The 13526-nt window shown below is 44.3% G+C and carries 12 protein-coding genes; 2 read left to right on the plus strand and 10 right to left on the minus strand.

What is annotated here, in order from left to right:
* Positions 1 to 6: 6 nt before the first annotated feature.
* Positions 7 to 648: a response regulator gene (locus tag D9X91_RS04260; protein WP_121679321.1), complete on the minus strand. Its 642-nt coding sequence runs from the start codon at positions 646 to 648 to the stop codon at positions 7 to 9.
* 14 nt (positions 649 to 662) lie between these two features.
* Entirely contained in the window at positions 663 to 1790 is a 1128-nt protein-coding gene (locus D9X91_RS04265; RefSeq protein WP_121679322.1) for a GAF domain-containing sensor histidine kinase, read from the minus strand.
* A gap of 175 nt (positions 1791 to 1965) precedes the next feature.
* Between D9X91_RS04265 and D9X91_RS04270 the strand changes: the two genes are divergently transcribed.
* On the plus strand, positions 1966 to 2490 hold the full coding sequence (locus tag D9X91_RS04270) for a 5' nucleotidase, NT5C type (RefSeq protein WP_121679323.1): 525 nt from the start codon (positions 1966 to 1968) through the stop codon (positions 2488 to 2490).
* A gap of 49 nt (positions 2491 to 2539) precedes the next feature.
* Here D9X91_RS04270 and D9X91_RS04275 read toward each other — a convergent pair whose 3' ends face one another.
* The 8 genes from D9X91_RS04275 to hpaI form a co-directional block, all read right to left on the minus strand.
* Positions 2540 to 3262, minus strand: a complete 723-nt coding sequence (locus tag D9X91_RS04275; RefSeq protein WP_121679324.1) for an SDR family oxidoreductase — start codon at positions 3260 to 3262, stop codon at positions 2540 to 2542.
* Between the two features lie 156 nt (positions 3263 to 3418).
* A complete protein-coding gene (locus D9X91_RS04280; protein WP_121679325.1) occupies positions 3419 to 5170 on the minus strand; it encodes a phospho-sugar mutase in 1752 nt (583 codons plus the stop codon).
* 308 nt (positions 5171 to 5478) lie between these two features.
* On the minus strand, positions 5479 to 7068 hold the full coding sequence (locus D9X91_RS04285; RefSeq protein ID WP_121679326.1) for a sodium:solute symporter family protein: 1590 nt from the start codon (positions 7066 to 7068) through the stop codon (positions 5479 to 5481).
* Entirely contained in the window at positions 7065 to 7184 is a 120-nt protein-coding gene (locus D9X91_RS23090) for a symporter small accessory protein (RefSeq protein WP_325050497.1), read from the minus strand. Before D9X91_RS23090 ends, D9X91_RS04285 begins: the two co-directional genes overlap by 4 nt.
* 313 nt (positions 7185 to 7497) lie before the next feature.
* The gene (gene hpaD, locus D9X91_RS04290) at positions 7498 to 8481 is read right to left on the minus strand and encodes a 3,4-dihydroxyphenylacetate 2,3-dioxygenase (protein ID WP_121679327.1); all 984 of its coding nucleotides are present in this window, start codon (positions 8479 to 8481) and stop codon (positions 7498 to 7500) included.
* A gap of 12 nt (positions 8482 to 8493) precedes the next feature.
* Positions 8494 to 9969, minus strand: coding sequence for a 4-hydroxyphenylacetate 3-monooxygenase, oxygenase component (hpaB, locus tag D9X91_RS04295; protein WP_121679328.1), 1476 nt, complete (start codon positions 9967 to 9969; stop codon positions 8494 to 8496).
* Positions 9970 to 9990: 21 nt separating this feature from the next.
* The gene (gene hpaE, locus D9X91_RS04300; RefSeq protein WP_121679329.1) at positions 9991 to 11514 is read right to left on the minus strand and encodes a 5-carboxymethyl-2-hydroxymuconate semialdehyde dehydrogenase; all 1524 of its coding nucleotides are present in this window, start codon (positions 11512 to 11514) and stop codon (positions 9991 to 9993) included.
* 37 nt (positions 11515 to 11551) lie between these two features.
* The gene (hpaI, locus tag D9X91_RS04305; RefSeq protein ID WP_121679330.1) at positions 11552 to 12478 is read right to left on the minus strand and encodes a 2,4-dihydroxyhept-2-ene-1,7-dioic acid aldolase; all 927 of its coding nucleotides are present in this window, start codon (positions 12476 to 12478) and stop codon (positions 11552 to 11554) included.
* A 160-nt stretch (positions 12479 to 12638) separates the two neighbouring features.
* Between hpaI and D9X91_RS04310 the strand changes: the two genes are divergently transcribed.
* On the plus strand, positions 12639 to 13523 hold the full coding sequence (locus D9X91_RS04310) for a LysR family transcriptional regulator (RefSeq protein WP_121679331.1): 885 nt from the start codon (positions 12639 to 12641) through the stop codon (positions 13521 to 13523).
* Positions 13524 to 13526: the final 3 nt, after the last annotated feature.

Here is a 13526-nt window from a genome sequence, read left to right on the forward strand (position 1 = left end):
TTGTTCTTAATGTCCATTTAGCCCATATTTTACCGCAAACAAGGCAGCTTGTGTACGGTCGGCAACATTCAGTTTCGCTAATACATTGGACACATGGGTCTTGACCGTTTTTTCGGTAATGAACAAGGATGAAGCAATTTCTTTATTACTTTTCCCTTTGGAAATTTCAGTCAAAACCTCTTTTTCACGGTTTGTCAGTAAATCGAGTTTCTGCTCTGGCTTTTCCTTCCTGGTAATCCGGGTCAGCAAATGATTTGTGGCTGTCGGATGAAGCGTGCTTTCACCGCCAAAAAGCTTTCTGATCGATTCAACGAGCTCATCAGGTTCAATATCCTTCAACTGATACCCGGACGCTCCGGCTTCTATTGCCGGGATGACATGGTCTTGATCAGAAAAGCTCGTCAGCATCAATATTTTTGTCCCTGGAAACGATTCCTTGATTTGCTTCGTCGCTTCAATGCCATTCATGACGGGCATCATAAGATCCATCAGGACGATATCAGGTGCTAGCTCGGCTGTTAACTTGACCGCTTCCTCCCCATTTTTTGCTTCGCCGACAATTTCAATATCCTTTTGCGTTCGAAGAAAAAAGACAAGTCCCCTTCTGACGATATGGTGATCATCGGCGATCAGTATCCGTATTCCCATCAAGCTCCATCCCCCTAATATGGCATTGTGACTGTAATCTTCGTACCACTTCCCAACTTGCTCTCAAATCGAAAAGTCCCCGATAAGGCTTCGGTTCGTTCCTTCATGCTTTGAAGCCCGACCGAATATAGTGTCCTCCCCTTTTCAAAATCAAAGCCGCATCCCTTATCCTCGATATTCATTTCAAATGACTTTTCACTGACTTTCATCTGAATGAATACCTCGTTTTGACCAGAATGTTTTTTGCAATTATTCAACGCTTCCTGGCAGATGCGCCAAAGAGCTTCTTCAATCTTTGAAGGCAGGCACATGACGCCTGTTAATTTTGTATGGACTTTTAAACCAAGCATTTCCCCGTATCCTTTTATCGCTTCCAGCAGTCCGACTTCAAGCCCCTTTGGCCGCAGCTGCCAAATGAGGGCACGCATTTCTGTCAATGCTTCCTGCGCCAACTCCCCTATCATCGAGAATGTATCCTTGATATCTGGATCTTCCGTGAGCGAAGCCCCGCCGCGTGCCGTCAAAGTAAGGGAAAACAAAAGCTGATTGACAGAATCGTGTAAATCTCTCGCAAGTCGATTCCGTTCTTGCATGAGCGCGACTTCCTGCTCTTTCTTTGTCAGCTTCATTCGCTTGATTGCCGAACCTATTTGAAGGGCGACAGATTCCAACAGCGCCAACTCGTTGGAAGTGAATTGTTTTTTGTGAGGCGAAGCGACATTCAATAAACCGAATGTTTCTTTGCCGGATTGAAGCGGCACTGTTGCATGATGTGTGATTCCTTCCGTCTCTCCCCACTCATGTTCGATGGCATCTTCGATCCTTTTGCATTCAATTATGTTAGAAGCTTTCGTCAGCTTTCCTTTTTGCAGTTTATCTACGCACCAGCAACTTCCTTTTTTCATGGGCTGACACTGGCAGTAAGTCAAAGCTGCCGGCAGATTTTCTGCAGCGACCATGGAATGTGCACCTTGTTCACCATCTATAAAGAAGATCCAGCCAGTCGTAAAGCCGGTTATTTGCAGTAGTTTCTTCAGCACCCCTTTGAGCATGGGGGCGAGATCTGTCTCTTCATTCAAAAGCTCGGCGATGCTTTTTAATATATGAAGGTCGGATTGATGTTTAATTTCCTCCAATGACATAATGATTCTCCTTTGGCTTACTTCCTCTTACTACCATTATACAAATTGATTCAAATAAATCCCATTCGAATTTTGATCGAATTTCTTCTACGACTTTCGTATGAGATGTGCATTTCATTGGATGAATTTAATTTGATATAGTATGTTTTATGTTGATGAGGAAGGAGACTTGATGATGAAGAGAATTGCCATCGATATGGACGAGGTCATGGCTGATTTTGTGACTAAACATTTGTATCTCTACAACAGCGATTTCAATGAATCGTTGACGAAAAAAGATCTTCTAGGAAAGAAGTTAAGGCACTTGCGGCCAGGACGTGAAAAAGAATTAATGGAATATATTGATGAACCAGATTTCTTTCGGGATTTAGAAGTAATGGAGGGCTCCCAAGAAGTCATTCGAGAATTAAGCGAGCATTATGAAATTTTCATTACTACTGCTGCAATGGAGCATCCTGCTTCCTTCACTGCGAAGTACGAATGGCTAAACGAGCATTTTCCATTTCTATCAGATATGAATATTGTGTTCTGCGGCGACAAAAGCATCATCCATGCAGATTATTTAATCGATGACAATGCACGCCATTTCAGACGCTTCACAGGACAAGGTATATTGTTTACTTCACCACATAATGTCAATGAAACAGATTATGTCCGGGTCAACAACTGGAAGGAAGTTCGAGAATTCTTCTTGAAATGAAATAAGGTATGCACGTTGGTGCCTGGCACCAACGTGCATACCTTATTATTTAGGCGATTGGATAGTCTTGTGCGAATGGGTGGATGATCATTTCATCAATCATCATATGCTTCGGTGCCGATGCCATATATACGACTGCCTTCGCAATATCCTGAACCTTCAGCCAGTCTTGCTTCTCAGGCAGTCCTTGCTGAGAGCCAGCCAAGTATGTATCGACCATTCCTGGATTTATGGTCCCAACTCTTATACCATGTTCTCTCACTTCTTGAGCAAGTGCGCCTGAAAAGCCTTGAACAGCATATTTTGTCGCAGTATATGCTGCACCATTCGGAATCGTGTAACGTGCAACATCTGAAGAGATGGTGATGATTGTCCCGAATTTCTGGTCTTTCATGGTCGGAAGGACGGCCTTCGCGCACAAGAAGACGCCTTGGACATTTACATCGAATACCTTCTTCCATTCATCAGCGCTTGTATCTTCCACTGATTTAAAGAAGCCAATCCCTGCGTTATTTACCAATATATCGATTTTGCCAAATGCGTTTTTGGCTTCTTCAATCACACGATTGACTTCTTCCTCGCTGCTGACATCCGCTTGGACGGCGAATGCATCTGGATATCCAATCTCTTTTAGATGATCTGCTGTTTTAAAAATTTCTTTGGAACTGCCGACGACCACAAGCTTTGCCCCTTCCTTTGCAAGCTGGATTGCCGTTTCTCTGCCGATTCCACGCGAAGCTCCTGTGACGATGGCGATTTGATCTGTTAGCATTTTCCTCATCCTTTCATCTTTGTCGTGTTTTCATATTGTTTATTGGATGCCTGTCCATTATAGCTGTTTATACAGATGAGAACAAAGGTAAATCGATCTGTGCGAAACCAGCTAATAGAAAAGAACGCACCCGATAGAGATGCGTTCCTATACTGACTATACTTTAAGATTTTTCACGGAATTCAATGTATGCTCGACGATGTCCATAAAACTATTCGTGATTTCTTCAAGTTTTTTGGCACTTTCATCGTTGTCCTTCCCGACCACCCCGAAGTAGAACTTCACTTTTGGTTCAGTTCCAGATGGCCGCAGGCAGATCCAAGAACCGTCTTCCAAAATGTATTTAATGACGTTCGATGAAGGCAATGTCAGTTTTTCAGATTTCCCTTCTGCATCGACTTTGGTCTGAGTTGCATAGTCTTCTGTCATCACCACGCTCATCCCATTGACAACAGTCAATGGCTGGCGGCGAAACTCATCGATGAGGGCGCTGATCTGCTCTGCGCCTTCTTTTCCTTTCAGGGTCATCGATTTCAAGTTTTCACGATGGTAGCCATGATTTTCAAATAGTTCAAATAATACTTCATAAAGCGTATTGCCTTGTTTTTTGTAGTAAGCGCATGCTTCCACTGCCAACAGTGCAGCTTGGATCGCATCCTTGTCGCGGGCAAAGTCTCCGATTAGATAGCCGTAGCTTTCCTCATAACCGAACAAGAAGGAATGCGAACCATCACCATTGTATTGCTTGATTTTTTCCCCAATGAATTTAAAGCCAGTCAAGACATCCTCGACTTCAGCTCCGAAACTTCTCGCTACCTTTTCACCGAGCTGGGAAGTGACAATCGTTTTAAAAACGATGCCGTTTTCAGGGATGTTATTCTTTTCAGCCTTTTGACTGAGAATATAGTGCAATAGCAGAGAACCTGTTTGATTTCCTGTCAAAAGGACGTACTCCCCAACCTCATTTTTGACAGCGACACCCAAGCGGTCAGCATCGGGATCAGTTGCAATCAAAATATCTGCATCATGTTTTTTTCCATCCCTTATCGCTAGCTCGAAAGCAGCCTGCTCTTCCGGATTAGGTGATTTGACTGTAGAAAATTCAGCATCTGGCTGTTCCTGCTCTTCAACGATATAGACATTCTCATAGCCATAAGCCTTAAGCGACTGCCTTAAAGGTTTGTTTGCCGTCCCATGCAGCGGAGTGAAAACAATCTTTAAGTCCACTTCACCGGAAATACCAGGATTTTCGCTGATGGTCATTAATTTATCAACATATTGGCGGTCCATTTCATCACCAAGCATGGTAATGAGCCCGCGTGATTTTAATGCATCTTCTGTTTCTACTTGAATTAATAATTCATTCTCCACCTCATTGACTTTCTCAATGACGGCTTCCGCATCTGCAAGATTTAATTGTGCTCCATCTTCACCGTAAACTTTGTATCCATTATATTCAGGCGGATTATGACTTGCCGTGATGACGATTCCAGAGAATGCATTCAAATCCCTGACTGCAAAAGATAGTTGAGGGGTCGGACGCAATTCAGAGAATACATAGGTTTGAATGCCATGTGTCGCAAGTGTTCTTGCTGCTTCCATCGCAAATTCAGGAGATTTATGACGAGAATCATATGCGATGGCGACACCCCTTTTCTTTGCATCCTCACCATGATTTTCTATGTATCGTGCCAGGCCTTCCGATGCTTTTCGGATGGTGTAAAGATTCATTCGGTTCGTTCCAGGTCCAATGACTCCCCGCATGCCGCCTGTCCCGAACTCTAAATTTTTATAAAAAGCATCCTCTAAATGCTTCTCGTCTTCCTTCATTTCATTCAATTGTGATGCAATTTCTTCATCCAGGCCTTGAAAGCTGCTCCATCTCTCATATGTATGCTGCCAAGTCATCTTCATTCGCCTCCAATACGTATTGTTCAGACTGGTGACAAACGCTCGTATTCTCCGTTGCTCGTCAGTCTGATTGTTCATATTATCATTTCGTGAAAAAAAGCGAATTTCCTGTCAAAACAATCCGAGGAAATACGACAAATCTCCAACACTCGTTCATTATACAACTTCCTTCCACCTTTATTAAGTAAAAAAAAGAACCGTTTGAACAACGGCTCGAAATGACTAGGTCTTCATGCTTATTCAGACTTGGTCTTCATGCTTATTCAGACTTGGTCTTCATGCTTATTCAGACTTGGTCTTCATGCTTATTCAGAAATGGCTGCCTCCACCAAATCCTCTTTGTTAATCTGTGCACTTTTGTCAATCAAACTGACGACTATAAAGACGATCGCTGCCAATGGAAGTGCATAGAACAACGGATCGATATGTGTTAACGGAAACTTAAACAACGCATCCCTGCCGAAAATAGCCTTTGACAAACCTAGTGCAGAGGATTCCTTTTGGTGAATGAATAAGAAACCAAAAATGCTAACTGTAAACCCAGTAATGATACTAGAAATAGCACCAGCACGAGTTGCATTTTTCCAATAGAATGCCCCAATCAAGGCAGGAAGAAAACCAGCTGCACAAATTCCAAACCAAAACGCGGTGGCTTGGGCAATAACCCCTCCCGGAAGTATATAAGCCAGACCTATAGCAGCGATCACTCCAATGATGACCCCAACTCGTGAAGGACTGATATTAGTACCGAATACGGATCGAACACCAAGCGTTTTAAGGATGTCTTCACCAAAAACCGTTGCTTGAACATGGATGAGGGAACTTACTGTTGAAATTGTTGCTGATAGTAATGTGAGGGTAAACAAATAGATAAACCATTTCGGCATTAAAGCATTTATTAGCTTAGGAATGACAAGATCTACATTTCCACCAGCCACAACTATGGATATGTTTCCAGTTGTATTGGCGAAATATACATTGCTCAAAGGACCGATCATAAAGGCAGTTCCTGTCATAAAGAAAATAAATATCCCACCGACCAGCACAGACCTATATAAAGCACGGTCATCCTTTACGGTCATACACCTCATGGCGAGCTGAGGCTGGGCAAGAACACCTATACCAACTCCCATGATGATGGTGCTGACAAGCGTCCACCATAATGGAGAACCGAGCTGAGGCATACTGGTCCATCCGCGGTGCCCTTGTTCAATCAGTGACTCAGGCACCATATTCTTCATTGCTGACAATGCCCTGTGCCCCTCTACAAGACCGCCGACTGCCATATAGCTGACCACCAGAAATATTGCCATTCCCAGAAGCATAATGATTGCACCGAAGGCATCTGTATACATGACCGCCTTAATCCCACCACTGACAACATATACAGCAATGACTATGGCTAATATCATCAAGGAAAGATTAAAATTCATGGATAGTGATTCTTGAAGGAAGCGCCCTCCTCCAATTAATACAATACTCGTGTATGCCGGCATGAAAACAAAAATCATAGCTCCTGAAAATACAGTAATGAATTTTGAATTGTATCTTTTTCCCAATAAAGATGGAAAGGTCGTTGCATCCAATGAAATCGATAGCTTCCTTATCCTTGTCCCAAAAATGGCAAATGCAACAAAAATGCCGAGAACGATATTCAATAAGGCCAACCAAAGCAATCCAAATCCATAAATGGCTGAAACACCGCCAAATCCTACAATTGCTGAGGTGCTGATAAATGTGGCTCCATAAGAAAGAGCCATCACCGCAGGATGGATGTTCCTTCCCCCTACCAAATAGTCCGATTCTGTTTTTGTTTTTTTATATCCATAATATGCCAGACAGGACATGATGACAAAATACACCAAGCATAATGGAATCAGTACCGAAAGGTTCATTCTTGGCCGCCACCTCCACGATTCCACATGATTGCCCCAAATAAAATGCATCCAATAGCAGAAACAACTGTTGCATACCACACAAACGCAATTGATACGTCTTCCATTCCAAGCAAGGTATTTCCCCCCCAAAAACAAATTTTGTTTCTGTGCTCACTTGATGGTTTCATATTGTATCTTTTAGGCTGTTTTCTCAAAGATAGTTGTTTTTAACAGCTTTTCTTTTCGAACATTAACCATATGATGTTGATTTGAGCGGAAGGCGCGAGACTCCGGAGGGATCGGAGGCATGGTGAGACCCCACAGCCGAGCGAGGAGGCTCATCTACCTCCCCTCGGAAAGCGAGCATCCTGCCGCGGAAATCAACCTTCTCACTATTTTATTTATAACAACAAACCTTTAATAAATGAGTCATCTGTTACAATCCCCCTATGTCATAAACGTCGGCTTTTGCTGGGCAAGAGTGGCTTCCTTCAGATCCATCGGCTTCCCGCTGTGTACATCCAGTACTTCTGATGCTTCTTCAAACCAGCAGTCCGGAGCGGCGTGACCCCAAAATGTTTGTCTTCTTGGATCGTTAATATCCCACTTGATCGGTTTAAAATCAGGGTCGCTCGTCAGATAATCCCCTGTATATAGCTCAATCCTATGGCCATCAGGATCTCTTAAATAAAGGAAGAACGCATTGGACAGCCCGTGTCGGCCCGGTCCCCTTTCGATGCTTTCCCCATATCCCATCGAAGCCAGGACGTCGCATGTATGAATGACGCACATCGGATCACTCAGCCAGTAGCCCACATGATGGAGCCTCGGCCCCTTCCCATTCATGAATGCAACATCGTGGACCGTCGGCTTGCGGTGGAGCCAAGCGGCCCATATTCTATCCTCTCCGGTTGCCGTATACTCAGAACACGAAAACTTAAGCTTGTTCATATAAAAATCATAAGCTTTTTCCACATCGGGAACCATGCAATTGAAATGATCAATCCGCTGCACCCGTGATCCTTTGTAAAGATCATAGCGCTGCAAAAATCTTTCAACGGTATCCATCTTTGCAAAGAACTCCAGCGGCATCCCGGAAATATCCTGAACACGGAAAGATTTCCCCAGTGCTTTTTGGCTCCCTTCTTCCAGCCACTTCACCTTGTGTCCAGCCTCGGCAAACACATTGGAGAGCGCTTCCAAATCTGATTCTGAACGAAGCTTATAGCTCAACGCCTCCACGGCTGGTTTATCTGCCTTTTTTAGCACGAGACTATGATGAACGTGTTCTTCAAGGCCACGCAAGTAAATATGTTCCTCATCAGCATCCGTTTCTACAAATCCAAGTGCATTGACGTAAAAGTCCCTTGATTGATTCAAGTCTGTGACATGAAGGATTGATCTGGCTGTCCGAATAATGTCAAACCCCATTTTCCTGCCCCCTTACATTTTGACGAAATGCGGCTTTGTTCCCCCGACATTCCCTAAGAAATCACGGATTATATTTTTATACGGCTCTTTTTCATAGTTATCAAAGTAGGTCATGCCCATTTTGACTGGATCACCGAAAAAGTAATATTCATAATGCAGCTGTCTTCCTCCGAATGCGCTTAATGTCATATCCCAGGCCAATCGGAATAATTGAACCCTTTCATATCCTTCCAGGTTTTTGCCTTGGACGGCCCTGTTCAATATCGGTCCGATTTCAGGGTGTTGAAAATCAGCTTCGCTTGGAATGCCCATTAGGCCGGATGCACCTAATATCCTTAAGATTTCCACCATCCTCGGGTAGATCCTCGGATACCAATTCCGGGCTGCATCCAATGCAGCATAATCAGGTGTCATCGTTCCCCATTTATCCAAAGAGGCATTATGCTCAGCACGATATAAATGAGATTTCATCGTTTCGAGCGTCAGCATCACTTCCGTCCCTTTGTCTTTCACATGCTGAAATTGATCGATGCCGATCGCGTCCATCAAGCTAAGTACGACACCAAGCAGAAATTCTGTTTTGACCACATTTTTAGCGACTACTTGATGGGCCATATGAACGACAGCATTCGTCTCCCTGAAAGTACGGTTGCAGATGGAGGAATCTTCACAGACAAACACCCGATCCCAAGGAACAAATACATGATCGAAAGCAACGATCGCATCTCCTTCTTCAAAACGGGAGGAAAGTGGATGATCCCAATGATTCTTCCCATGATCAAAGGACTCGCGGCTTAAAAATTTCAGCCCTGGCGTATTATTTGGCAGGGCAAATGCCAATGAATATGGATCATCTTTTTCACCGGATTTTTTCACTGTCGAAGGGAAGACCAATATTTCATCCGTGATTCCGCCCTGGGTGGCAAGAAGACGCACTCCATCGACGATGATCCCATCCTTGTTCTTTTCCACAAGGTGCAGGGCCACATTGGCATCCTTCTGCTCATGCTGCGCCTTCGCCCTGTTTACTTGAGGATGGATAAGCGTATGGGTCAGGCTGATATCATTTTCACGTGCAAATTCATAATATTTCCTGGCGTTATCTGCAAACATGGGATCGGCTTCTGCAAACAGGTCATTCGCCACTCCCATTGCCATAACCTCAGCATTCAAGTAATCCGGCGATCTTCCCATCATTCCGCCGGAAGTCCTTGCCCATTCTGTAATCGCCTCACGCCTCTTAATCAGATCATCGATGGATTTTGGCTGAAGGAAGGTCATCCCCACCTTTTCTCCACTGGTTGGAGAAGTGTACAGCATTTTGTCTTTTTTTTCGTATTGCAAATCGTAAAGATTGGCCATTGAGTCGATGACATTCTTAAAAGCCGAATGCTCCGTCACATCCTCCACTCTTTCTCCATGGATATAAACATTGTTTTTGGCATTTTTCAGACGTTCTTTATATTCCTTCCCTGTCTTTGCCGGCATTTTGATTCCCCCTTTTTAAACTTATTTCCTTTTACCGAACTGAGGGATATGATGGTCCCCCATTGCGACATGGATCACTTTTGCTTCGGTATAAAATTCAAACATGGCATAGTGGCCGCCTTCTCTTCCAATACCGCTTGCCTTCATCCCGCCGAAAGGAATCCTTAAGTCCCTTACATTCTGTGCATTCACCCAAAGCATACCTGCCTCGACGGCCTGGGCGACACGGTGGCCCCTCTTCATGTCATTGGTCCAAACATAACCAGCTAACCCATACTTCACATCATTGGCTGCTTCAATGACCTCATCTTCCGTTTCGAATTCAATGACGCTCATGACAGGACCAAAAATCTCCTCCTGTGAGCTCTTCATGTCATTTGCCGCATTCAGCAATAATGTTGGCGGCACAAAATTCCCCATTGCGATTTCTTCAGGAATGTTCCCTTGAATAACCTCACATCCCTCTTTTCTTGCCACTTCAATATACTCTGTCACCTTTTGAAAATGTCCTTTATCAATCAATGGTCCGAGTTCAGTGGAAGGGTCCATCGGATCGCCGATCGTGATATTCGCCACCCGCTCCTTCAAGGCATCAATGAACTTGTCTTTAATGTTTTTATGAATGAAAACTCGGGAGTTTGCCGTACATCGTTCTCCATTGAAGGAAAAGATCCCCCAGACAGCCGCATCCAGTGCACGTTCGAAGTCGGCATCATCAAATACGATCAGCGGTGATTTCCCGCCAAGCTCCATGGATGTTCTTTTCAAGGAGTCGGCTGCATTTTTAATAATCGTCGCTCCTGTTACCGTCTCTCCGGTAAACGAAATGGCTGAGACATCAGGATGGGCTACCAATGCTGCCCCTGCAGTTTCGCCATATCCATGAACCACATTAAAAACGCCATCGGGCAAGCCGGCTTTATGGATGACTCGCGCAAGCTTATTTGCCGTCAAAGGCGACAGCTCAGCCGGTTTCAATACAACGGTATTGCCTGTGGCCAATGCTGGGGCCACTTTCCAAGTTTCAAGCATAAAAGGGGCATTCCAAGGAGTAATGAGACCGACAACACCAAGCGGCTTATGCACTGTATAATTGATGAATTCATCATCCACAGCATAGGCATCCCCATGAAGCTTGGTCTGGACCATCCTTGCATAGAAGCGGAAATTCTCAGCCGCACGCGCCGTCATTTTCTTCGTCTGGCTTATAGGGAGACCTGTATCCAATGCCTCTAGCATAGCGATCTCTTCAATCTCTTCATCTATCAAATCTGCAATTTTATTAATATATTTCATTCGTTCCGCAACTTTCATACTTCCCCATGGCCCTTTAACAAATGCAAGTTTTGCCGACTCAACGGCACTTTTGATATCCTCGCTCCTTCCTTCCGCAACCTGATTGATCACTTCATTTGTATAGGGATTTCGGTTGTCGAAGGAAGCACCTCCCATTGCATCGACAAACTTTCCGTTAACATATAATTGAACATTTTCGACTTTTTGGCGGAGTGCACCGCCGTCTTTTTGCACTGTATTGTGCTGCATGCTTTTCACCACCATCGTTATTTGTTGTATCAGTTGTTTATTTTGCAGAGACTTGATCGCTCAATGTTACATATTGCTTGAGTACTTTCCTGATTTCCTCCTGCAGCTCCGATGATGGCAAGTCCATCGGCAGCCGCAGAACCGGTTTGATTTTCCCCATCATTCCAAGAGCTGCTTTCAACGGGGCCGGGTTCGTATCTTTAAAAAGGACATCATTCAGCGGCATGAGCTCATAATGAAGATCCTGTGCACGTTTGACATCGCCTTCTGCCCAAGCATCATAGATTTCTGCCACTTTTCCGGGCAAGATATTCGCAGTTGCGCTAATATGGCCGGCGCCGCCAATCGCCAGCATCGGATAGCAAAGGAGCTCGATTCCTGAATAAAGCAGAAAGTCCCTTCCACAGTTCAACAACACACGATTGACATGCTCGAAGTCTTTATTGGACTCCTTGACTCCAATGATATTCGGGCAATCCTTGCTCAGCTTTGCCAGTGTTTTAACATCAAGATTCGTTGCCGTCCGCCCCGGGATGTTATAAATGATGATTGGAATATCGACTGAATCTGCTACCGCTTTAAAGTGCTTATATAATGCGTGTTGGGAAGGTTTATTATAGTAGGGTACGATGACCAAGGCGGCATCAGCACCGATTTCTTGTGCTTTTTTTGTGAGGAATAAGGTTTCTTCATGATTTGTGGTGCCCGTACCAGGCACAAAGGGCACTCTCCGATCAACCGCCTTAGCCGCGTGCTCCATCACCTGCACCCTTTCATCAACGGTAAGTGAACTTGGTTCTCCTGTTGTCCCGGTCACTGATATGGCATGTGTCCCGCTTTCTATGTGCCAATCAATCAAATTTTTCAACGATCCAAAATCTATGGAACCGCTTTCAAAAAATGGTGTAATAATTGGAGCTATCGACCCTCTCAGCTTTCTTTTTACTTCTGCATAACGCGTCATAGTTTTCACTCCTATTAATCGTTTTGGATTTATTTTAATTATCAGAAATATCCAACAATATAACTGTACCATGTGGTAAGATATATTAAAAATATTCAAAAAGTTTCATTTGCATATTAAATAAATATACTTGAAATCGAAATGATAAAGGAGCATGGATATGAATATTAAACAGCTTCGATACTTTTCAACCTTCGCTGAAGAAGGGCAGATCACCAAGGCTGCAAAGAAACTTTTCATGGCTCAGCCCCCTTTGAGCCAACAGCTGAAGCTACTGGAAGAAGAATTAGGAGTTGAATTGATTCACCGCAATGGACGCAAGCTTGAATTGACCGAAGCCGGGATTGTCTTATATCAGAAGGCAAAAAAAATATTGGAAGATGTTGATGAGACCATCATGGAAGTGAGGGAGACCGGGGAGGGCATACGAGGTGTGCTGGCAATCGGATCCGTAAAAACATGCTTTCACCACATTCCTTACAGGATCCGAAATTTCCAGGAAAAATTTCCGCAGCTCAGCTTTAAACTCATTGAAGGGGATACGTTCAGGCTTCAGCACTATTTAAAAGAAAAAGAAATCGAGGTTGCCGTAGTAAGGCTTCCTATGAAAATGAAAGAGTATTCCCATATCCCCCTTCCTACCGATCATTTTGTCGCCATCCTACCCGAAGACTGGATGTCAGACCCGGACATGCCCTGCATGACCTTGGAGGAATTGGCGAAGCTGCCGATGATGCTTCTCCACCGCGCAGGAGAAGGGGAACGGGGGCTTTATGAATTGGTGCTTGACGCTTTCAAAGAAAAAAACTTAAAGCCGCATGTCGTTTGCGAATGCCCGGATGCAGCCATGCTACTTTCACTTGTAAGGGCAGGGGTGGGCATCACCCTGCTGCCGAAGTCGACCCTTCATGCCTTTCCACCTCAAGGTGTCAAAGTTGTGGAAATCAGCGGGGAGGTCATCAAATCGGAGTCAGCTGTCATCTGGCTGAAAGATCGATACCTTTCGAAAAATGCCGTTCGCTTCATTGAAACCTTTAGTGACTGATTA

It is taken from the genome of Falsibacillus albus, assembly GCF_003668575.1.
Lineage (GTDB): Bacteria > Bacillota > Bacilli > Bacillales > DSM-25281 > Falsibacillus > Falsibacillus albus.

Bases quoted from the DNA above. Each gene is read 5' to 3' on its own strand.
- D9X91_RS04260 (WP_121679321.1), bottom strand. From the start codon at position 648: ATGGGAATACGGATACTGATCGCCGATGATCACCATATCGTCAGAAGG.
- D9X91_RS04265 (WP_121679322.1), bottom strand. From the start codon at position 1,790: ATGTCATTGGAGGAAATTAAACATCAATCCGACCTTCATATATTAAAA.
- D9X91_RS04270 (WP_121679323.1), top strand. From the start codon at position 1,966: ATGAAGAGAATTGCCATCGATATGGACGAGGTCATGGCTGATTTTGTG.
- D9X91_RS04275 (WP_121679324.1), bottom strand. From the start codon at position 3,262: ATGCTAACAGATCAAATCGCCATCGTCACAGGAGCTTCGCGTGGAATC.
- D9X91_RS04280 (WP_121679325.1), bottom strand. From the start codon at position 5,170: ATGACTTGGCAGCATACATATGAGAGATGGAGCAGCTTTCAAGGCCTG.
- D9X91_RS04285 (WP_121679326.1), bottom strand. From the start codon at position 7,068: ATGAACCTTTCGGTACTGATTCCATTATGCTTGGTGTATTTTGTCATC.
- hpaD (WP_121679327.1), bottom strand. From the start codon at position 8,481: ATGGGGTTTGACATTATTCGGACAGCCAGATCAATCCTTCATGTCACA.
- hpaB (WP_121679328.1), bottom strand. From the start codon at position 9,969: ATGCCGGCAAAGACAGGGAAGGAATATAAAGAACGTCTGAAAAATGCC.
- hpaE (WP_121679329.1), bottom strand. From the start codon at position 11,514: ATGCAGCACAATACAGTGCAAAAAGACGGCGGTGCACTCCGCCAAAAA.
- hpaI (WP_121679330.1), bottom strand. From the start codon at position 12,478: ATGACGCGTTATGCAGAAGTAAAAAGAAAGCTGAGAGGGTCGATAGCT.
- D9X91_RS04310 (WP_121679331.1), top strand. From the start codon at position 12,639: ATGAATATTAAACAGCTTCGATACTTTTCAACCTTCGCTGAAGAAGGG.